20 protein-coding genes and 1 pseudogene are annotated in these 22,541 nt (G+C 37.7%); 3 read left to right on the top strand and 18 right to left on the bottom strand.

The window, feature by feature from the left end; translation table 11 throughout:
- Nucleotides 1-9: 9 nt before the first annotated feature.
- On the bottom strand, nt 10-792 hold the full coding sequence (gene sufC / locus NLX74_RS01590; RefSeq protein ID WP_013309552.1) for a Fe-S cluster assembly ATPase SufC: 783 nt from the start codon (nt 790-792) through the stop codon (nt 10-12).
- Nucleotides 793-1,234: 442 nt separating this feature from the next.
- The gene (locus NLX74_RS01585; RefSeq protein ID WP_069291579.1) at nt 1,235-1,705 is read right to left on the bottom strand and encodes a Dps family protein; all 471 of its coding nucleotides are present in this window, start codon (nt 1,703-1,705) and stop codon (nt 1,235-1,237) included.
- Nucleotides 1,706-2,017: 312 nt separating this feature from the next.
- Between NLX74_RS01585 and mtnK the strand changes: the two genes are divergently transcribed.
- Nucleotides 2,018-3,241: an S-methyl-5-thioribose kinase gene (gene mtnK / locus NLX74_RS01580; protein ID WP_165176027.1), complete on the top strand. Its 1,224-nt coding sequence runs from the start codon at nt 2,018-2,020 to the stop codon at nt 3,239-3,241.
- A gap of 5 nt (nt 3,242-3,246) precedes the next feature.
- Nucleotides 3,247-4,356: an S-methyl-5-thioribose-1-phosphate isomerase gene (mtnA, locus tag NLX74_RS01575; protein WP_254327765.1), complete on the top strand. Its 1,110-nt coding sequence runs from the start codon at nt 3,247-3,249 to the stop codon at nt 4,354-4,356.
- A 151-nt stretch (nt 4,357-4,507) separates the two neighbouring features.
- Here the strand turns inward: mtnA and NLX74_RS01570 are convergent.
- From NLX74_RS01570 to NLX74_RS01555, 4 genes and pseudogenes are all read right to left on the bottom strand, one after another.
- Nucleotides 4,508-4,714 (bottom strand): annotated as a pseudogene (locus NLX74_RS01570) (YunC family protein); the annotation flags it as partial.
- A 69-nt stretch (nt 4,715-4,783) separates the two neighbouring features.
- Nucleotides 4,784-5,911, bottom strand: coding sequence for a site-specific integrase (locus tag NLX74_RS01565; RefSeq protein ID WP_254327764.1), 1,128 nt, complete (start codon nt 5,909-5,911; stop codon nt 4,784-4,786).
- A 99-nt stretch (nt 5,912-6,010) separates the two neighbouring features.
- Nucleotides 6,011-6,196, bottom strand: coding sequence for a helix-turn-helix domain-containing protein (locus NLX74_RS01560; protein ID WP_013309546.1), 186 nt, complete (start codon nt 6,194-6,196; stop codon nt 6,011-6,013).
- Nucleotides 6,197-7,015: 819 nt separating this feature from the next.
- Nucleotides 7,016-9,364: a hypothetical protein gene (locus tag NLX74_RS01555; RefSeq protein ID WP_254327763.1), complete on the bottom strand. Its 2,349-nt coding sequence runs from the start codon at nt 9,362-9,364 to the stop codon at nt 7,016-7,018.
- Nucleotides 9,365-10,364: 1,000 nt separating this feature from the next.
- On the opposite strand from NLX74_RS01555, the gene NLX74_RS01550 reads away from it, so the two are divergent.
- Nucleotides 10,365-11,246: a DNA-binding protein gene (locus tag NLX74_RS01550; RefSeq protein WP_254327762.1), complete on the top strand. Its 882-nt coding sequence runs from the start codon at nt 10,365-10,367 to the stop codon at nt 11,244-11,246.
- A gap of 162 nt (nt 11,247-11,408) precedes the next feature.
- Here NLX74_RS01550 and NLX74_RS01545 read toward each other — a convergent pair whose 3' ends face one another.
- From NLX74_RS01545 to NLX74_RS01490, 12 genes are all read right to left on the bottom strand, one after another.
- Complete coding sequence (locus NLX74_RS01545; RefSeq protein WP_043882133.1) at nt 11,409-11,738, bottom strand: hypothetical protein; 330 nt, start codon at nt 11,736-11,738, stop codon at nt 11,409-11,411.
- A complete protein-coding gene (locus NLX74_RS01540; RefSeq protein WP_254327761.1) occupies nt 11,739-12,998 on the bottom strand; it encodes a WXG100 family type VII secretion target in 1,260 nt (419 codons plus the stop codon).
- 403 nt (nt 12,999-13,401) lie between these two features.
- Nucleotides 13,402-13,611 carry a hypothetical protein gene (locus tag NLX74_RS01535; protein ID WP_254327760.1) on the bottom strand — a complete coding sequence of 70 codons (210 nt, stop codon included), beginning with the start codon at nt 13,609-13,611 and terminating at the stop codon, nt 13,402-13,404.
- A gap of 275 nt (nt 13,612-13,886) precedes the next feature.
- A complete protein-coding gene (locus NLX74_RS01530; protein ID WP_254327759.1) occupies nt 13,887-15,230 on the bottom strand; it encodes a tetratricopeptide repeat protein in 1,344 nt (447 codons plus the stop codon).
- A gap of 750 nt (nt 15,231-15,980) precedes the next feature.
- The gene (locus NLX74_RS01525; protein WP_254327758.1) at nt 15,981-16,820 is read right to left on the bottom strand and encodes a tyrosine-type recombinase/integrase; all 840 of its coding nucleotides are present in this window, start codon (nt 16,818-16,820) and stop codon (nt 15,981-15,983) included.
- A gap of 632 nt (nt 16,821-17,452) precedes the next feature.
- A complete protein-coding gene (locus tag NLX74_RS01520; RefSeq protein ID WP_483311645.1) occupies nt 17,453-17,827 on the bottom strand; it encodes a DUF3102 domain-containing protein in 375 nt (124 codons plus the stop codon).
- Nucleotides 17,828-17,885: 58 nt separating this feature from the next.
- Nucleotides 17,886-18,335: a copper amine oxidase N-terminal domain-containing protein gene (locus NLX74_RS01515; RefSeq protein ID WP_254327756.1), complete on the bottom strand. Its 450-nt coding sequence runs from the start codon at nt 18,333-18,335 to the stop codon at nt 17,886-17,888.
- The gene (locus NLX74_RS01510) at nt 18,335-19,408 is read right to left on the bottom strand and encodes a YrpD family protein (protein ID WP_254327755.1); all 1,074 of its coding nucleotides are present in this window, start codon (nt 19,406-19,408) and stop codon (nt 18,335-18,337) included. Before NLX74_RS01510 ends, NLX74_RS01515 begins: the two co-directional genes overlap by 1 nt.
- A gap of 208 nt (nt 19,409-19,616) precedes the next feature.
- Complete coding sequence (locus tag NLX74_RS01505) at nt 19,617-20,087, bottom strand: SUI1 family translation initiation factor (RefSeq protein ID WP_254327754.1); 471 nt, start codon at nt 20,085-20,087, stop codon at nt 19,617-19,619.
- A 41-nt stretch (nt 20,088-20,128) separates the two neighbouring features.
- Nucleotides 20,129-21,037, bottom strand: a complete 909-nt coding sequence (locus tag NLX74_RS01500) for a restriction endonuclease (protein ID WP_165084587.1) — start codon at nt 21,035-21,037, stop codon at nt 20,129-20,131.
- A gap of 47 nt (nt 21,038-21,084) precedes the next feature.
- Nucleotides 21,085-21,654, bottom strand: a complete 570-nt coding sequence (locus tag NLX74_RS01495) for a hypothetical protein (RefSeq protein WP_254327753.1) — start codon at nt 21,652-21,654, stop codon at nt 21,085-21,087.
- A 362-nt stretch (nt 21,655-22,016) separates the two neighbouring features.
- Nucleotides 22,017-22,490: a hypothetical protein gene (locus NLX74_RS01490; protein ID WP_165084583.1), complete on the bottom strand. Its 474-nt coding sequence runs from the start codon at nt 22,488-22,490 to the stop codon at nt 22,017-22,019.
- Nucleotides 22,491-22,541 lie beyond the last annotated feature (51 nt).

The raw sequence follows: 22,541 nt of genomic DNA, 5'->3' as shown, positions 1-22,541 counted from the left end.
GCTTCCGGCTTACGCCTCTTGTCCTACAGTTTCATCAACGATACCCAGTTCTTCCTTGATCCAATCGTAACCGTCCGCTTCCAGACGCTCAGCAAGCTCAGGACCACCGGATTTAACAATACGTCCTTGCATCATCACATGTACATAATCTGGTTTAACGTAGTTTAACAGACGTTGATAGTGAGTAATGATAAGGAAACCACGCTCTTCGGAACGCATAGCATTGACACCGCTAGCCACGATTCTCAAAGCATCGATATCCAAACCGGAGTCGATTTCATCAAGAATGACGATTTTCGGATCAATCATCATCATTTGCAGAATTTCATTCCGTTTTTTCTCACCACCAGAGAAGCCTTCGTTCAGGTAACGGTGAGCAAACTCAGGATTCATTTCAAGCTCTTTCATTTTGCTTTCCATTTGACGGATAAACTTAATCAGGGAGATTTCTTGTCCTTCTTCACGACGCGCGTTGATCGCACTACGCAAAAAGTCGGAGTTCGTTACCCCTGCAATTTCACTCGGATACTGCATCGCCAAGAACAATCCTGCACGTGCACGCTCATCCACTTCCATATCCAGCACGTCTTCCCCATCCAAAGTTACTTTACCATCTGTGACTTCATATTTAGGATGACCCATCAAAGCAGACGCGAGTGTACTTTTACCCGTACCGTTAGGACCCATGATGGCATGGATTTCTCCGCCCTTCATTTCGAGGTTAATACCTTTCAAAATTTCCTTGCCTTCAATGGTCGCTTTGAGACCTTCAATCTTAAAGTTTGTAGCCATATTTGCAATACCCTCCAAAAAATGTAGTGTGGTGTCGAAATCAGAAAGTATATTTAAACAGGGGAGCCCCCTGATTTCAAGTAATACTTAAAAATTTATTTATAATCATTCTAAACTGATTCTCAATGATTCTCAAGTTATTTTATAATAAATATCTTGAAGGGTGCAACCAAGAGACACACGTTATCCAACTTTCTTCATAAAATGTTCACCCTACCAGCACACAAATGGCAAAATACATCCTGTGGTTGTTTATATAATTATAAATTTACACAAAAAACATGAGATGCATGACCTCTTTTCAGCCATAAAAACGCTACTGACAGCATGACGTCAGTAGCGTTTTACATGTAAAGGGTTATTTCAGAGCGTAACCCCACCACTATGGAGTGGAATTAAATTCACCGAACTAGGCATAAGTGATGAATCGAAATTCTGACAATTAGCCCAAATAAGAGCGAAGCATCCACATATGTTTTTCCAAATCCGCTTTATAACCGATCAGCAAATCTGCAGTTGGCTGGTCGGAATTGCTTTCCGCCAGTTCGATGCCTTCCTGAAACTCCTCACATACAGTTGCAAAATCCTCGATCAAGGTTTGTACCATCTTGGGAGCATCTTCGTTGCCGTTTGCTTCCTGAATCGATGACAGCTCCAGGTATTCCTTCAACGTTGCGGAAGGAGAACCTTTCAACGCGAGCAAACGCTCGGCGATCTCATCCATTTTCAATGTCACTTCATTGTATAACTCTTCAAATTTAACATGGAGTGTGTAGAAACTGGAGCCTTTCACATACCAGTGATAGTTATGAATTTTTACATATAACACATTGAGGTTAGCGACTTGACGGTTTAAAAGTTCCTCCACCGATTTGGTTTGCGTATTTTTCGAGTTACTTGTTGTTTTAGCCATCATAATCCCTTCCTTTTTCATCAAATTGATTTTCAGGAACGTTTACGTATCCATCACCGTCATTGCTGACGGTAAGACGCCAGCGGGCATCCTAATATCATCTGCCGGACGTCTGTCTCATATTTACCCTCTCTATACGGAGTCGAAACAAAAAGAAGAGTACTCCTTTCTTCCTCTTTCAATCCCCATAAAAAAAATGTACAAAACTTCAATGATTTTCGTTATACTTTCTCTATCATATCGAAATACTTGGTTTAATATTGTAATATTTTTCAAACTATTTCATGCGCACAATTTATGGAGGTGACTTCGTTGTCCCAATATCATCCTTTAACGACCGAAGAAGCAATCGAATTCGTGAAGAACATCCCCGGATTTTTTAGTCAGGATGCCCGTCTAGAATGCCGAGAAATCGGTGATGGTAACTTAAATCTGGTTTTTCACATTACGGATTCTAAATCTAACAAGAGTATCATTGCCAAGCAGGCACTTCCCTATGTAAAAATTGTGGGTGAATCCTGGCCGCTTTCACTGGATCGTGCCCGTATTGAACGCGAGGCACTTCAGCAGGAACACCATATTTGCCCAGAATTAGTTCCTGCGGTACTGGCGTATGACGATGAGCTTGCGTTGACCGTGATGGAGGATCTTAGCTCACACACCATCATGCGCAAGGGACTAATAGAAGGAAACACCTATCCATATTTCGCTAATCATATTGGGGAGTTTCTGGCACGCACGCTCTTCTTCACCTCAGATTTGGGCATGAATCAGCAGGATAAAAAAGACCTGGTTAAACGCTTTATCAACCCAGATCTCTGCAAAATAACTGAAGATCTGATTCTGGATGAACCGTATCGGTTCTCAGATAATAACAACTATGGTGCCTACATCGAAGACGAAGCAGAGGCGCTACGTACAGATCAAGTGCTTCACTTGGAAGTGGCTTTGCTGCGAGAAAAGTTTTTGACACGAACCGAAGCGCTTCTGCACGGTGACCTTCATACTGGCAGCATTTTCGTAACGACCGAATCGACTAAAGTCATTGATCCTGAATTTGCCTACTACGGCCCCATGGGCTTTGATATCGGAGCGGTGATTGCCAATCTGCTGTTGAACTACGCAGCTCAGCCCGGATGGACCTCTGGCGAGAAAGCTCTAAAGGAAAGACGTGACTGGCTTCTGGAGACTGCCATTCAGGTATGGGAGCAGTTTGAGGGTAGGTTCCGCAAACTGTGGGACGAGCATGTCACCGATCATATGGCACGTACAGCTGGATATCAGGACTTGTATCTCCAGAAAGTACTGCAAGATACGATTGGTTTTGCAGGGTGCAAAGTGATTCGCCGTATCATCAGCCTGTCGCATGTGGCAGATATCGACACCATTGCCGATCCTGCTATCAAGGAAGCTGCGGAACGTCTGGCGTTATCTATCGGTAAATCCTTGGTTCTTCGCAATCGCGAGCTTCATTCGATTCGGGAACTGGGAGACATTGTTCGGACAGCAACAGCTGCCCAAACTAAAGGAGCTTAATGAATATGAGTGAAAAGAAAGATTCGGCACCCGTAACCTCCGGGAAAGCTGCAGTGTCCAGGCAGGCTCTATCTTCGCTGGTGTGGAAAGGTAACCATTTGTCCATGCTGGATCAGCGTCTGCTGCCCGAAACGATTGTCATGCTGGATTTATTCACGGCCGAGGAAGTATGGAACGGCATCCATGCCATGAAGGTACGCGGTGCGCCTGCCATCGGGATGGCTGCGGCCTACGGCGTTGTGCTGGGAGCTACCGCCTACGACGGCACCGACGTTGCTGGGTGGCTGGAGCATGTACACGCGGTGTGCGGACATTTGGCTACCTCACGGCCGACTGCCGTAAACCTCTTCTGGGCCCTGGACCGCATGAAGAAGCGGGCCGGGGAACTCATCGTTGAAGCTAGCGGAGGTCAGGTCGAAGACTGGAATGCTGGGCTGGAGCGTGAAGCCATAGCCATTCAGGCAGAGGATGAAGAAGTATGCCGCCAGATCGGCATCCATGCTTTACCTCTGTTCGAGGACGGGATGGGCGTACTCACTCACTGCAATGCAGGTGGATTGGCGACAGCGAAATACGGAACAGCGCTCGCGCCGATGTACCTTGCGCAGGAGAACGGCATCCACCTCAAAGTATTTGCCGACGAAACCCGTCCCGTGCTGCAAGGTGCGCGCCTGACCGCTTTCGAGCTTCAGCAGGCAGGCATTGATGTCACACTGCTCTGTGACAATATGGCGGGCATGGTGATGTCCAAAGGATGGGTACAGGCCGTTATTGTCGGCACAGATAGAGTCGCTGCTAATGGAGATGTGGCCAACAAAATCGGCACCTACAGTCTAGCTGTGCTAGCGAAGGCGCATGGCATTCCTTTTTATGTCGCTTCCCCACTATCTACCATTGATTTGCAGACCGCAACAGGCGCAGATATTCCGATCGAGGAGCGTTCTGCGGAGGAAGTTACCGAAAGCTTTGGTAAAAGGACCGCCCCGCAGGGCATCAAAGTCTACAACCCAGCTTTCGATGTTACACCTCATGAGTACATTACCGCCATCATTACCGAAAAAGGAATTGTGCAAGCACCCTTTAGCGAGAGCCTGACCAATTTGTTTGCCGAATAATTGTTCTTGCAGATCATATAGATCGTATATAATTCAAAGAATTCTTCTCGATAGAATAGAACTTTTCATAGAAAAAAACCGGAGCCAAAAAGTCCGGTTTTTTTCGGTTCTTGTTCCTCTACTTTTATGCAACATATGCACATAGGCTTCATTACACCAGTTTCAATAATGCTTCGTAGCCTGGCATCCCCGGCTTAATCCCCAGTTGCTCCGCTTCTGTTGTCACCGATTCCATCGGCGCTTCCAACAATTCTTTCAGCGTTTTTACCCCCACAGCTCGTGCGGCAAGAATTTTCCGATCCGCCAGCCGCTCATTGAGCAGTCCAACATCCAGTGCACCACACATGATGTGAACCCTCAAAAAAGCCTTTTATATCAACAGTTTTTAAGCAACAAATCATTTGAGGTCACAAAAAGGTCACAGGAATCACAACATGATCATCTGCTCAAGCTCATCGGCTACCTCTTGTTGCATACTGGGAAGTACATGACTGTACGTATCCAGCGTGACAGATATCTTACTGTGACCTAATCTCTCTGAAATCACTTTGACATTCATTTTCTTTTCCAACAGCATCGTCGCATGGGTGTGCCTCATATCATGAAAGCGAATATGTGGGAGCTTGGCACTTAAGACATCCCTTTTATAAGCCTTGGACAAATTAGCAGGGAACACCGTTTTACCATTTTTTAAATTGAAAATGACAATATCCATATCGACAAAACCGTCTCCAAACTCTCTTTTCCACTTCACTTTGAAAACTTCATGTAGCCTACGCTGTTCTTCTAAAATCGCAATCAGTTGATTAGGTATAGATATTTTACGTTCCCCAGCGGTGGTTTTAGCTCCAGATTTAATCCGAGTTCCATAATGAGCAAGCGTTTGTCTAATGATAATTGTCTTTGATTCAAAATCAATATCTTTCCATCTTAACCCTAAAATCTCCCCTTGCCGCATTCCTGCTAATAAAGCGAGTCCATAAACACAATGATAACGATTTTCTTTGGTGCATTGGAGAAAATGATTCACTTGCTCCAGCGTCCAAATAGACATTTCTTTTTTTATTCGCTTGGGAAGTGTCACTTTTCGCATGGGATTTTCTTTGATGAATCCATATTCAATCGCCTTATCAAATACTTTTTTGACCATCGTTGTAATGCGATCTATTGTATTCCTCGCAAAATTCTTCTTGTGCAACTCATTCACGAAATTTTGACATTTCAATAAATCAAAATTTTGCAACTTTATTTTTCCGAATTTAGGCTTAATATGGTTTTTGAAATACAACTTGTTATTGTAAAGCGTTGTTTCGCCACATTCATGAACCCGGATGTTATCCAGCCAGTAATCCATAAACTCATTGAGTGTAGTGTTATCTTTCCTGATATATTCTTTATTCTTCACATCATTCTGAAGCTCAATCATCTTATCATTTGCTTCACGTTTTGTCTTAAAGCCTTTTCTGCGGATTTGCCGTCTCTTCCCAGTTTCATCGTAATAACCAAAAACAAAATCCCATTTTTTTGTCTTCTCATTAACAAAAGGTTCTGCCATTTAAAACTCCCTTCTTGTGACAATAAGAAAGGAGGTCAAGCATGTGACTAAAAGTAATCATACCACATGAAAGCCTCCCTATAACCTACTTGTAATCAGCTATAACCGACCTTTCATCCAGTCTTCAAACACATCTTCATGCACCAGATATCTGGTTCCTAATTTTATGGTGTAGAACTGCTTGGATTTAATTAACTCATATGCCTTATCTCGTCCGATTCCCATCTTACGCATAATATCCGTCACACCAATCATAACTCTTCCGCTTTCCATCGTTTTAGTCATCACGCTCACCTCAAAATACTCCTATGTATGTTTTAATTTGTCCTATTCCATTCCTTGTTTAACTGCTTCATAAATCTTGCCGCGCTATTTCTCAACTTCCTATGTATAGAGTCTAGCTTGTCTTCTTAGCTTCTAAATTTATTGCCCTTCCCTTCGGACTAATCTAAATCATATTGCCCTTAAACCAACGTTTTCATCTGTGTGAAGCAACTTGTATGTATATGCTCACTTCTTAATACAACAACCGATTGTAAAATGCCAATTTTATAAACTATCCATTGAACATTAACCAGAGGAATCCATACATTAAAGCGCTTAGCCCTATAATGCCCAACAAGCAAAAAAGTAAAAGCATAAGAACAAATTTTTTACCTTCCATAATAACCACCTCATTAAAGAATATAAAACAGGCAGAAGAAGTCGACTACTTCATTTCATCTAATCTACAAACCGTCTCTATGGTAAGTCTATGCTGCTGCATGGGAAACGTAAAGATGAGTTCCCAAATTAATTTTAGCACTATAATCCCTATAGATTTATCTCGAATAAACAGGTGTTGTTCTTCCCCATACAAATACCATTCCAAAACGAAGCATGTTAATTTCATATAGATAATTCAGAAAAAAAGGTTGAACTAAAGACAAGTCAATAACAATCCATTTTTGACCTAGCATCTATTCTTATTCCGTTACCTACCTGTCAACTAAATGTGCCTATTAAAGCACCTCATAATGTTACTACTCTTTAGTCTAATGATATGAGGTGCTTAGAAACAGCAATTTAGTTGACACTTCTATAATCAGATTATCAATATAAAGTTTAATCTCTGCATTTAAGAACATTAGATACATATTGTCTCGAACATCCAACTAATGAAGCTATCTGAGCATTAGATAGACTTAAATCATGTTGCTTTAATCGTAGGATATGTGAAGCTTTGTCTTCTAATTGTTTACCTTGTTCTGATATTTCTTGATGATAAACGAAACCTTTTATATGTATAGGAATGTCAAACTGCTTTCTCAACAGCTTATTTACTCTTGCCCTACGATACTCCTGATTAGAAATAATTGCTGGTACACTCACAGATAGTTTTTTAGCTAGAAACCCATAACGCCACTTCTGAAATCCAACATCATTATCTAGTACAGCTAATGAATCTAATTCATCCGACTTCTTTTTAGGTATGTACTTGAAGCTGTCTTTGTATCGTTGCTTCATATTGAAATCTGAGATATCTATATGCTCAATAATCTCATTGTCATATGTCCATCCCTTGACCTGAATTAACTCATTTACAATTCGCTTAATTTCCTGTGAAATGGATTGATTTAGACCGGGTATCTCCTCTTCTGATCGGTCAGGGAAAACACGATTTCCCTCTTCTACTCCACACAGGCTGATCAATTGTTCACGATTAAAGTTTGAAATTGTTAAATGATTCTGATAAAAGAGTTGGCTCATCTCTTCAGCTAGTATAAGCCGTTCAGTATCCATGCTAACTATCTCATAGTATCTCGCTATATTATTATAATGGAGATTACTATTCTTACGAGATTCCTTTTGATACTGTTCAATTCTTCTTTGCATTTCATCGGGTAATTGGTCAACCCCAACACAATTGAGCAGATACATAAATATCATGATTACTACTTTGGTATTGGCCTTATTAATGCTGTGTAAATCTGAATTCTCGCTTAATAACTCCTCTATGACCTTCCTCATTGGTGCGAACACAATAGCGTTACTTGAATCCATATTCCTCATTTTAGAAAGTTGGGGAAGTTTTCTCCTTGCTATCTCATGGATCTGGATCAGCAGCCCCAATGTACCTTTAGTTTTCAGAAACTTCGTCAGGTATGGATAGTTCTCTTGTAAATCTATGTCGTACTTGAATCGTTCCAGAAACTCAATGTTAAATTCAATAAGTCTCTCTTGATCTAATTGCCATTCTGTTTTAACCTCGGCAATATTGTACAATTCTTTTAAATAGTCGAATGCTTTATGTATAGGAAGCCTTGTTATTCTCTCTATAATCTGAACAATATCATAATGGACTCCACATCGAGAACTGTGGCATTTATAAAACCACTTATCGTCATAGGAGTATATGTTTCCGCTGGTTGGATTGCTGCTATTGTGAAAAATACAATACAACCTATCAGAATCTATCCCAAGTAGGTGCTTTAAATTTTGCTTCTTCAAGAATTGCCTGATATCATCCCGGTCTATATAGCACAGATCATCTTGGTTATCTAATCCTAGCCTTTTCTTTAGTTCTGGAATTCCTTCAAACCCTTTGCTGATTATAGGGATGTTACCGATATTCATTGAAGAATAATCTATCCCTACTCTGGATGGAAGACCTTTCTTTTTTGATAGGAGCTTAGTATTATATGTGGGTGCTTTACGTGAATTAACACATAACAAAGTGTCTGTTTGAACATGTACCTTCTCAACAACTTTCCTAAGACGAATAATTAAATCTTCTGCATCATACCTGACACTTCGATTCCATTCCTCAAGCTTTATTGTAAATGGATCATTTGAATCTTTAAGATGTAAAGTGTCAGGTACTCTCAGCAATCGAGCTGTATTCTTTACAGCCATATCCCCGTTATATATGTAAATTAAAAGTCCTTCTAGTGTTTCAAATTGGTGTCTCTGTGTATCTTTATTGAGCAAATAATATACATGAAACCCATTTTTCGTTTCCACAATTGCGCTTGGAGGAATCCCACGTTGTTTTAATTCAGAAACACGACACCTGAATATCTGCTTATAGTTGAGTTTCTCGGTTTTATTAAGCGAATAAAATTTGGATTTTACCTTCTCCTGTAATTCATTAGGGCTTCCAGTAAACCCAGCAGCAACAAATGCATACTCAATCTCATCTTTGATATCCATATCGATAAAACAAGCACGAAATTCAGTTATGTTATCATTTTTGTAACCGCCACCATTAGGCAAAAAGTAAATACCGTAACCGTTTTTATTCCATTCCTCAAATTCTTCGTTTGCTTCTTTGCTGTAGTATTTCATTTTACTTTTATAAACCTTACTTTTAAGCAAGCGTTCTTCTTCATTACCTTCAAATATGTATGAAAAATTTGTTTTTCCGTTGTTAGCTGTAACTTGGATAAAATCTCGTGTCTGTTCATAAGCCAAAACTATATACTTCTCCCTTCAATTTTTATACTAAAAAATATCTTTGACTAAAGATAAATAAAGAAAGCAAAATCATGAGTCACTCCACTTTTATTATAGAGCTATCCTATTTCTTTATAATAAAATTTTCAAAGATCGCACAACAAATAAACTTAACGAGCCATTTCAGATAGAACAAATAAAAACAATATTAAGTTTACCAATATTAAAACTATTTTAATTCCATCTATCCAATCTAGTAGGCATTCTATCTACTTGCTGTATTTTAAAATCTACTTTTTAATTGTAACCGTGGTAAAGCAATATGTATTGTCAACTACTTAACTTTCATTCTCTTTGATTCCGTTTCACCTTCGCCCCACTTTGTTTCTCCTTTCAATTTATTGTTTCACTTCTATGTCACTATTACAGTATAGCATATACTCCCTTAATTACAAGTTTTTTATATACTCTATTGATATATTTTCGGTCATGCATTTTTGTAGTCGCGAAAATATGTCTATATAAAAGAAGCGAGAATTCCAATTCACTTATTTTGACCACTCGTTTGATCCCGATTGACCGTTTTTTTCATTTCTTCCTAATCTGGAATTGTCGTTCATTGTTCGAATGTTATCCCCTTCTTTTGGCATATTTTCTAAGGTTGTGATCCGAATTGCAACGTGGAGGAAGACCAGAAACATACGAACAATTAATCTTCCCATGTAGTTTTCGTAAAATTACTCAGTCAAATTTAAACATTTCATCTGAATACAAGTTTAAGAGTCAACGATCTTCCAATAGAGCCAGTATGATAATGACCTTTGCCTACAGTAAAAGGATTGCCAAACTTATCAGGGTCGAGCATTCCTTTTACCGTTTATTATGCAACAGAAAGCCGCTCACTATAGATATTTTTATAATGAACGTGAACTTGTCACCGAGTCCACTTAACTACGTAATTGACCATTGTCCAATAATGCTATATTATTGGTTAAAAATGTAATATGGAGGAAGATGCATGTTCAACTCGGCAGTTTTGGAATCAGTAAGCGATATAAATCTTTTGACTGACATGTTGCGAGCAGAATTTTCACTAGAAGATTGGGATGCTATGGTACATATTGCGGACAAGCTCTATTTGTCGATTAGAAATTTGTATGATGAAAACCAACTTAGGCAAGCAAAAGGTCAACCAAAAATTGATACCAAAAAACTTAAACGAAGTGTCGCCTTCTATTTTGGATATGCAATGGTAGCAAAAGGTATCGCATTACAGAAGATGGGTGATTACACAGCAGCCAGAGATTGCATCGAAAAGTACACTGAATTGGGCTGGATATACGGATTGGACGAGGAAGGGCAAGCTGATGTGGCTCATTTCAGGATGCTTGCACGAGCAAATACATACGTCCTTGACTTGTTGGAAGGAAAGATGGATACGCTTCCTGAATATGTTCAATTTATACATCAAAGTGAAGAAGAAGAGTTGTTGCCGGGAATCATAACGATTTTGGAGGCAGCTATAAAATACGACTATAACGTTGATTGGGCATTAAAAGAATTTCAACCTACTCTAGATTCCTTAGACGGAAACTACGAAACAGATGCCAATATACGTTATTATATAGACCATCTCTATCTAATGGCTCTATATAACCTCAAAAATGCAAATTATTCTAATGCACTAAATATATCCCTCAAGGCTTTGGGAATGTCTGATAAACTTAAAGATGATACAGGGTATAAAAAACTCAATGCATTATTTGTATCTTTTAGTGTTCATGCAACTAAAGATCAACTGGAAGCATACAATGTATTGAACAATAAAATCTTGGGGAGGGTGCTCAAAGATGAAAAAGGCATTATGTATGATGGCAATAGCTTTGTTTCTGCTCGGTAGCGTGAGCAACATAGGAGCGTTAATCGCCCCGAACAATCATGGAATGAATAGCTTCCAACTTGACAATCATGGAATGAATAGCTAGATTCGTACATTTTAAAATTGCACCAAAGAAAGGGTGTATCCAATTTGTGTACACCCTTTAATCCAAATTATCACTACCTACCCTATAAAAACAACTGCTTCCTTACGCTGAAACGCGCTAGGCAATTTTTCTATGAGTGTTATTACTCGTTCAACGAGTTTATTTTTGTGATCCTCCTCTAAATTTCTTTCTGCCCAATTCTGAAGTTGTCGAAGCTCAGACAAAATATTTGGTAAGTCTTCCTCCTCAACATCAACTCCTGTTGAAAACAAATCTATCCATTGTAATCCTAAAGATTCGATAGCTGGTTGCCAACATTCATTAAAAAATGATTCTGACGCAACGGGAAGAAAAAAACTTTTTTCAAACTCATTTTGTGGTTCGAGTATCATAACGCTAACTGACATTTATTTTCCTCCTCCAAACTGGACACTAAATTTATAATCTGGAAACTCCTTTTTAAGCTGATTTAGGCTGTTCTCGGCAGCTTTTCTCAATTCAGGTGTATCACCATCTAATCTAAATACAAATTCCCGAATATCTTTAATACTATCTAGATGTGGGATATCAGATGAACTATTTTTTGTTGCTCTTGTAGTAAATGCATTATTTTCTAGTTCATTAATTCGATTTCGAGTCTTCTTTAATAATTGTTTATCCGTAAATTCTTGGGGCGTTTGAGCAGGTAAACCTGTCTTAGGATTTACTTTATCTAATCCTTTCGCAGATTTATCTTCGTAGAATATTTTCTTTTTCAAATCAATTTCATCGAATTCTCCTATTGATTCACCTTTTTTATTGACAATCTCCACTTCTTTTGGATTTTTTATCGTAGAAGGCGATTGACTTGTCACTTCATGATGTACGGGGGAACTTGAAGGCTTTGAGTTTTTACCTCCACCTTCTCCCTTCGCCATCTGCCACAATTCTGCTGAGCTTTCTCCTACTCCTTTTGCACTTTTAACCGCAGTTGTAGCTCCATGCGCCGCCAAAGCTGTCGATCCAATTAATCCGGGTACCCCGATTATACTCCCTACTCCTGTAGATGAAACAGCAACTGATAATCCTTCTCCACCTATTCCAGCTACTACCTCACCAGCCCCTTGCAATGTTGTAGCTACATTCCCGAGAATTTCTCCTACTTTAGCTGCCATGGGATGATCATAGTGACGGTCTTTATCTGGCAGCATCCCCAATGTCAAATTTCCCTGAATAGCTCCTTTTGCTCCCTGTGCAGTATCCCAAAGGATTTCTCCTTGAAGTTTGCTAGCTTCCAATTGAGCTTCAGCCTTGGTGATCTCAGCTTTTCCAATTTGTTCAAAGATTTTATGTAACCAACCTTCACCTGTGGATGCCGTTTTAACAGGAGCTCCTAACCACGGCACATCCAGTACGACTTTCTCCCCGTCCACCTGTGTAAAGTTTTTTGAAATAAAAATAAGTTCTTGTGCTACTGTCGATAGTCTTTCAATTGTCACACTCATAGATTGTCGAGAAGCCTGAAATTCCTGAAAAAATCTCTCTTGGGTGGCTCCAGACCAGCCTTGTTGGACAAAATCAATTCGTCCACTCAAAAAATTCAGCATACGTTCCATTTCATGCTTTCCGTGTAAGAACTGATCAGCAACTTCCATCAGTTTGTCAGGTGGAACTAATATTCTCCCCATTCTACCACGCCCACTTTAATTTTGATGGAAATAATCTTATCAGAAGGAGATGTTTAGGGACATCCATCTATCATCCTGATATTTCCTTTTATATTATGTGACCAATGGACTGCAATAGACAGGTTACTATGTCAAAAGTATTATAATCCCTTGTTATAAGTTACATGAATCAACGTAGCACCTTATCCCTCTATGGACGTTAGAAGTTTTTACAATTATGTAGGTGTTGCTTGATTATTCTAATTTTTTGAGAAATACTGGATTGTATTTTAGGCTCGCAGTCTTTTTCATGTACTAGTAGCTTCTATACTCAATCTATAAGAATATGCCCCTAACCAGATCGTCGCAGCTTTCTGGCATCTATAGGGGCATTCATGAATGAACATATTTAATGAGCTGATGACTAATTCTTTGAGTTTTTCCATTTTAGAAATGTATTTAGGGCAACAACAATAATTAGAATGATGAGTAAAACATTAGTCATAGTAAGAGTGCTATCTAAGTTGCTCAATCTAGTTTCAATGTCCTGTAAACCTGAACTAGTTTTATCCCCTATTTCACTAATGCTAGAACTCATCCGATTTAAATACTGTACTAATTCACCTATATCCATCCAGCACACCTCCAATCAATTGTTTACACACAAAAAAGGCTAAACGGATAATCCCGTCCAACCCTTAAATGTGACTTAATATTCTTCATTTGAACAAACGCTTCACACTATTTAAAATGTACTAGCTTCCAATATGCCATCCAAACACTTGGATACCACCGTTAGAAATTGGCTGTGACATACCAAAATCTTGAATGTGCATTATTTGTGTGCTTGCTACTAACACCAATAAGAAGGTAGTCGCGAACAACCCTTTGATTATGCGTTTCATACCATTACCCCATTTCCACTAAATTTCGATACTCCACTTTGACTTCATCTGAGACAAATTGGCGACAACGTTCAAACATTCTCACGCAACGAAGTATAGAGTGCTCATTATTGATTATAGTGGATATTCTCATACAGTCTAATAAGTAACAAATTCCCTTTTCGTACTGACCACTGGTCAAATAATAATCAGCTAATTCACTCAAAAAGCCAACAAGCTGATCATTAATATTCTGCTTGTCATTCGTTTGTCTTCCTTCTTGATCATGTATCTTGGATATTTCCCACTCAAATTGACTCAAAATACTGTCTACATTTAATTTATAACGATTGGCTACTATCATTATATTCCACAAACCCGGTAGTAATTCCTCTCTATTTGTTGAAATGAGATCAATATATAAAGGAAGTACCTTTGTATCTCCAGCCATGAGTTTAGTTAAACATATGTTAGCCTCGCCCCATTCTTGAAACAAGCTTTTCCAGCGCAATGCTTCTTCGTCGGTCTCTTTCACCCAATCCAAATTACAAGACTCATACGCAATTTGTAACGCCAACTCATATTTTCCTTGTTCATAATAAACGCCGCCAATAAGTGATTTACTGAATGCGATATAAAAAAATAACGGTCGCAGAGGTTTGCGCTCTTCCCTTTCCTGAGAATGATCCAAAGAGTATTGAGCTTTGGCTAAAGTCCTTAAATCCTTAGCAACTTCCTTAGCGCGTTCCCATTTTCGCAATGATCGGTATACATTAGCCAAATCTATAAGTGCATCTAATTGGTCTATAGCATCGAGACGTTTGACAAATGGCTCAAATTGAAGTGCTGATTGGAAATTCTTTTCTTGGTCATCTCCAACCTGAATCTTGAATATGCGATATTGACAGATGGCTAGGCGTTCAGAATGTTGATATCTCTCCGCTTCAGCCACCCCCTCATAGAGCAGTAGTGCTGCCTCATGTCGTCCCTTTGCCAGCAATCCTTCTGCAATTTCAAATAGCTTGGGTGAATAGAGTAGATTGTCCATGATGGCTCCCACCACTCGACGGATCACACCGAGCTTGTCCAACTCCGCACAGCGATATAAAAATGGCTCAATTCGCCTCATATTCGGAGGATGGTCGATGATGTAGTTTTCTACGAACAAGTCGTAAAAGTGACCCTCTGGTAAGCCCATAGCTTCAGTAATTCGATCAAGCTGATTAATAGACATAGATTTGTTACCTGTTACAATGCTGCTTATTATTCCCCTATTCATCCCTGTAATTTGTCCAAATTGCGATAGGTTTAAGTCTTCTTGTTGTAGATATTGTTCCAATTCTGCTCTAATCGTGGGTGTAACTTTCATAGATAAACCACCCTTTCAATGTAGACTAAGAATACGATGCATAGTTAAATTTATTATGTAGTTGTGAAACAAGTAGTAAAATATTTTTCTTGATTGTACCATCTTTTGGAATAAAATCATATACCTTTCATATATGTACTTAAGATACCTTTTGGGATAGTTTGCAATGATTTCATGATTAAAAGTATCGTCTTTATGTTATGTATAATTTATTTAGAAAATCATAATACAACTCATCCAATACAAAATTACTCCATTAAATAGTCATGTACGTATTTCCTTGTAATTAATCTATGAATTGAGCTTAGATTGGATGTATAACATATAAGCAACCTTAATGATATTAGGGATGGTATCGAGTAAAATTTATGCTATGTCGGGGATTGGAAGTGCTAGGGGTATATTTGTAGAAAGTGAATGGTCAAATGATTTTAACCATCCCCCATGCAGGAAACTTTCCGTATTGATATCAACGGATTCAGGCAAAGCTACATTTCAAATATTTTACCCAGTGGCAAATCGTACGATGTCGGATGGTTTCCAAACTGTTCAAGGCTTGAGTCGTTCGCTCATATAACTTCAGTGTGGGGCTAGATGTGCTGCTGCATTATTTGGAAATTTAATAGGCGTTTTGGGTGTAAACTATCCCCCCTTAATTAAATTGAGCGGCAATATATGGTTATATTATCACAAAAAAGCCTAGACATAAATCATCTAAGCCGCAGTGTGTACGTAGTGTACACATGATTATTATGAGAATGCTCTTTCAATTGCTGTAATCATTTCTTGTTCATCTGGTTTAGAATAGCGGCGCGTTACATTTACATCTTTATGCCCAGCCATTTCAGCCACAACTGCAATATCATTCCCTGATTTAACAAGGGTACGCACAAAGGTATGTCTGAGTGCATGGGGATGTGTTCCATACTTACTTAGCATATGCTGTACTGTTCGAACTGAAATACGTTTACGTTCATTACTGATAAACAAGGCTTCGTTTTCATCCGTCCTTGAGTCAAGGTATTTACTGATATGATAACGTACATCAACAGCTAGTGGTAAAAAACGCGACTCACCACCTTTACTTTCGCGTACAATCAATTTCCCTCCACGTTCTGACATAGTTACATCACTACGATTGAGTGAGCATAGTTCAGATACACGTAAACCACATTGCATCAAAACATACATGATAGCAATATCTCGTAAAATCCCATCCTTTTCAACTTCACGAAGTATACGTTTCCGTTCTAAGTCGCTTAGTGACTTGGGGGCTGTTTGTGTTTGTCTTTGAGGTCGAGTACGCTTAATCCGATTAACAACATCAGGTCGAGAGATGAAACGAGCATACACACTCAAACAAGCAAACACTTTATCTACTGTTGATGCGCTCTTTCCATCCTGTTCTAAATATTTTATGTAGGCTTGCACATCATATCTCGTTAAGTCATTCAGTTCTCCTCCATTGGGTTCAATCCAGCTTACAAAAGCATTCATTATTCTCATATATGTACGGACAGTATTTTCACTCTTACCAAGCGCTTCTTGTTCTTTTAGGAATGGCTGTACTTCTACGCAACATTTTTCCATACTTAGCTCCTCCATATCTATTACTTCTACGACACATTATAATATAATTATTGCGTGGAAGTCTACTTCTACGACACATTCGTTTGTACAAGTTTATCATTTTACGCAACGTACAACCCTATGTACAACTTAGAAAATATCGAACTCGTGTGATTTATAGATGTACATCCAGTCAATGTTGACGCTGTGTCAACCATTATAGGGGTATTGCCAACTCTGAGCGCATTATAGAAGAAGACCTGTATCGACACCCTTATCGAAGCTCAATCGTCAAAATTGATAATATGATGATAAAACACTTACTCCATATGGCTTTTTGAGTCATTGTGGTTCAAAATTGTGCCATAATATATTTACATCGTTACCGTATCGAAAAAATAGCTAAAATATAGATAAACAAAGGGATTTATGAAGAATTGCTTTGTATCGTGACTTCAATCGTAGGTATCGAGAAATAATGTGCAAAAAAGCTTAATATATCAAGGGGTATTTAAGTTTTATAAATAAAATTGTGTAAAATACAAATTTGAAATATCCTTTATTTATCTATGTTTTTGAAAACAGCAAACACGTATCGTAATCGTAACAAGAATCGCGGAGTGGAAGTGTTATTTTCATGTTTTTTCACTCTATCAAGCTGGTTCTATATAATAGAAGAAACTCAGCTTTACCTCACGCAGCTCACGCACAGTCATTTCGTTCACTGTCTTCTGTTTACCAGTTGAGGGGATGGTGTGTTCCTGATCAATAAAATCTAGACGATCAATGGATTCAGGTAGAGAAAGCATTTCAAACAATTTACTAACTGGCAGTTGCGACGTCGCATCTCCAAATTGCTCAAAAGCTTTTATCATTCTTTGTGCTGTTTTCGGAGTAAGATCAACTGTCTTTAACCACTTCTCCCACTCACCATGCACCAAATCATTCTCCTTAATCTCCTTAACATGCTTCAGTCGTTTTCCAATCTTAAACACTGACTGTCCAGCTATTTGTTTATAACTGTTTATTTCTTTATATTAATTCAAAACAAAAAATAACCCCGGAATATTTACCGGGGCAAAGTCTCTATTCTTTTGCAGCTTTAGGGAGAGTTATGTGTATAGAAAGTGATGATTTATCATAATTCACTTTCGCACCTATCGATTCACTAATGAACCTAAGGTTCACATATAAAACTCCATTAACTAAAGCCGGGGATTGTGTCAAATTATACTTTTTATTATTCACATAACCATCATTACTATCCTGAGTCAATTTTATTACATTGGAACCGTCCTTACTTGAGGCCGTTACTGTTTTTTGTGCGTTATCCCATTTCACTTCCATATCATATCTTGCGAAGATATCTCGGAATGGAACCATTGCCACTCCAGAATAGGAAATAAAAGTTTCGGAATCAAGTTTCTCATTATTAACGTATACTTTAGGTTTGGATACCTCTTCAGCATAAATCGCTCCAGAAAAAACTGCTGCTATTAATAGAATTAAAAACATTATAAAAAGATTTCTTTTCATTAGTAATTACTTCCTTTTACAGTTATAGTGACAGTGTTATTACCATCGCGTTTGATGTTAGCAAAATCAGTAAGCGGAGCACTAAAGGCACTACTTGGGACTGAGGCACCGTCTACTTTAATACTTGAATAGGTAGCTTTATTCTGTCCTCTATCATCTGTTGAAACAACCGTTGATAGAAGCTTCCATTGATCGACGCTATTAAGGCCGAGTCTATCATTAGTTTCCATAATAGAAATTAAGGGAGTATCTTTACTGCTACTACAGGACTGATTTGAACATGTTGCTGTACCATTGATCTTCATCCTTACTTTACCACCATCATTATACCATATATACAAATTCACATCGGAATTTGGTAAGTATGCATTTGCACCTTGTACATCTGCATAGTCTGCAATAAGTTTAGCAGGACTGCCTACTTTACCTTTTTTCACGACCATAGTTGGTTTCCATCCCTTTTCAGCTAAACCTAAACCAACACTAGAATCATAGACTAGTCCCATGTCTGCTTCGTATGCACCTGAAGAGAATCCAGAATAGTTATAGGCAGCCGTCTCTTCACCAACTTGTGAATCAAGTGGAAGTCTTAACAAAGTAGATAGGTAGCTTCCATTTTTGACTATATTCTGTCTACCTCCAATACCATCCCCAATATTATAAGCTAAAGTATTGATTCTGTCGTTTTGACCTTCAGTTAAGTATTTAACATCTGGTTTCTCAATAGTGAGTTCTGGAGCTTTATCGGGAGCCTCTTCATATTTGTAAACATAATCTTCAGCTATAATAGTGTAATCATAAATTGCATTATCATAAACACTTTCCGACACATTTTTATTTAAACCTAGCTTGTGGTTTCCAACTCTATCCTCTTCAATCCCTTTCTTGATATGATTTACAAGTTCATCAATTTTTGCACTAGAGATGTCATCCGGTTTATGTATTACAATTTCCCTACCATTAGTCCCCTCCAAAATTTTTTCTGCACTTTCTGCGCTTGCAATATGTCCAGCAAACGGAGAAAAAACTAAAGAAGCAGCTGCCATAATTGGTAATATCATTTTCTTTTTCATTTTCTCTTCCTCCAAATAAAATTTTTTTGAAAATGTTACACGAGATAATATTACCTCTTTTTCCCTATTTGTCAACATTAAAATCTATTTAAAACATTATATGTTAATTTTAAAGAATAAATAGACATATACGCAATTATTATTAGTCAATTAGTCTATGTTCCTTATTTGGGTTATATAAAAAGAGCAACCGACACATGTCAGTTGCTCACCTCTCAACAAAATACCTATTGGTCATATACCAAGCCTTACCCTTCTCTGTATCAACCATACCCTTTTTATTATCCAGAAACACAATATCACCGCACTCTTTACAGCCCCATTTACTTCTCTTGTACGCTGACTCTTCTATAAAGGAAGCTCCACATTTACATTCTACCTGAATCAGCACCTTGTGCAGACTGTATGCATCTGCTAACTGTTCACTGCCTTTACTTGCTGCTGGCGGTTGTATAGCTGCTACCTGTTCCCTTTGCTCACTAAACTCATTATGTACCTTAAAATCTGCTACAAGCTCAGGATTCAATCCAAAATGTTCTTTGCCTACTGTAGTTACATATTTGCTACCTACACGATACGATTCTATCCAGTCTTGAATTTGTTTGCTGGATAGATTGACTGTTCCTTTAATACCGCTGTTTAGCGTGTAGGTCATTGTGTAATGCTGGTTTGAATTCATATGAAAATATTCACCCCAATCTATGCAATATTTTCAAAAGCTCAAATTTTGTTTATAACCTCTCCATTTTCAGTAAATTTCCACTTTTCAATCTGATGTTGAAAGATCAGGCTCCTAGATTCGTTATTTAAAATTTCAAACAAGAGTACAGCCACCTTGCCCCCATCATCAATATTGACTTCAAAAATACTTTTTCCAGAAGTAAATTCATAATCAAAACCTCTTATTGGAATATAATGTCCATGCATTTTAATAAATACGGGTTCTTCAAATTCAAATCTTCCTTCTGTTTTTTCATTTGGTATTCTTTTAGCTCTGTTTAAAACAGAATAAAAGACTTCTTCATAGTTTGAAATAACTTCATGATTACTATCGTAGAAATATTCATCAAAAGTTCCTTTCGTTTCATCTTTACCCCAATTCTCTCCCAGTAAATGTCTAGCCTTCTCTATACCTTCCTCATCAATTGCTAACCACGTTATTGTAGGAGTCCCCATGGTTATTAATGTAGCATTTATTTTGATTTTTCTGATCAAGCCATCCCAATCTGAATCCTCAGCTTCTCTTAAAATAGCAAGCTTAATGCCTTCATCATTTGCAAAATCAATGGCTCCCTTTGTAAAACCTTTCGTGGTAACAACTACTGCTTCATCCGGTTTAATTTGGGATACTGCACCAAAAAAATCTCGTACAATTCCAATTCCAACTACTTTGTCATACTCTTTACATTCAACAAGAATTCTTTTATCTTGACCAGCTTTTTCTATAGTAACGTCTATTTGATGCTTTGCTTTCTTACCGTTCCCTCTAAGCCTCAGATCGTGAAAAACTGTATTAGCTTCATTAAGTAATTTATAAACTATAGCCGTTATTCTTTCGTACTTTGTTCCATTCTTTAGTTTCTCGTCAGCAATTAAATTATTATATATATCTTCAATATTATTGTGCATAATTTATACCTCGACATTCAAATGATCTTCCAAAGTTATACTTAAAATCAATTGATTAATGTTATGTCAAATACTTCTCCACATTTAATAATACGATCTTTATAAAAAATTGTGAAGTTTGCTAAATTACCAACTATTCTCTCTACATTAGTAGCATCAATTACAGTTGTTATTGTGATCCCTTTTTTTCTTCTAATGTATTTCCATCGCCAATTATACGGAGCTACATAATAATTCAGCATAAACGTTCTACCTTGAGGAAATAAAAAGTTCTGACCCATATAATCATCTATAAAATTGGTTGCATCGTCTCTAATATCTGAAATGTATCCGCATCCATAATAAGCACAATAATCATAGATTAGATCCCAAATATTACTCTTTGCATCTTCATCATATAAATCAAATTCTGACCACTCTTTAACAAAAGACGTTTTATTTTGAATATATTTTTTATAGAGTGCCTTCTTGAATTTTTTTTGGTGATTGTTCTTTTGTCCGTACCTCTGAATATAACTCCCAAAGACATTCTCAATACCAAAAATCTCCTCACGTAATTGTTTATCTTTATCCCAAGTTAAAAATACAGGTATCTTGTTTATAACGAAAAAAGGCATGGTATGTCTCCTTATAAAATTATCGTTTTCCCAAATCATTTACGGTTTCTTGTTCTATATGCTTTACTCATCTCATAACTATCAAATTTTTCAATCACAAAAATAACTGTACTTAGTATAAGAAAGCCAACAAGTAACCACTTATGTATGAGGGCTGTTATAAGGCAAATTAAAAAGAATCCTTTTAGGGCTTGACGATTCATCAAACAATCACTCTTCCTCTCTCATCATGAAAGGATAAATACTCAATAACTTCAGAATGCTTTACATTAAGAGATTTAATGTGCTCTAAATCTTTAAAAAAATCTGTTAAGTTTGCACCTCTTCTTCACAAATTAAATCAATTTCGATTCACACATTCATTAGGTAAAATCTAGTTCTCGAAACAGATAGACGGCAAGATGGTCAATATCTCTTTCAGGCTCAAGCAAAGTTTCATTGATTATAGTTTCTCCATTATCTGGTAGGATATTTACTCCTACTACTTTTGATTTGTCTAAAATTCTGTATCGAAAATTCCAATCATTTTCATCAAAAAAACTAAGATAAATAACTATAACTTCTCCATTTATATTTTTCAGAAGCTTATTTTTAATAACCCATTTCGAAGTATTGACTGTCGTTTTTAATTGAACCAACTTCACTGCATTTTCACAATTTAGTATCAAGTCATAACCAAACAAATCCCCTGATGTTGTCTTTAGAACATCAACAATTTTATTGTACTTAGCCATTGCAATCATTAGTTCGGAAATAAACTTATAAGTGGTCACAGTTTCTCTGTAAATTGAGTTCTTGTATGAGTCCGCTTCACCAAACATCATTTTTAACCCCATTATGTAATCCCCCTTTATCTGTATAAAATCATCGTTTTACTTACAACTCAT

The sequence above is a fragment of the Paenibacillus sp. MZ03-122A genome (assembly GCF_024213325.1).
Taxonomy (GTDB): domain Bacteria; phylum Bacillota; class Bacilli; order Paenibacillales; family Paenibacillaceae; genus Paenibacillus; species Paenibacillus polymyxa_B.
This window is presented reverse-complemented; position numbering and strand designations above follow the sequence as displayed.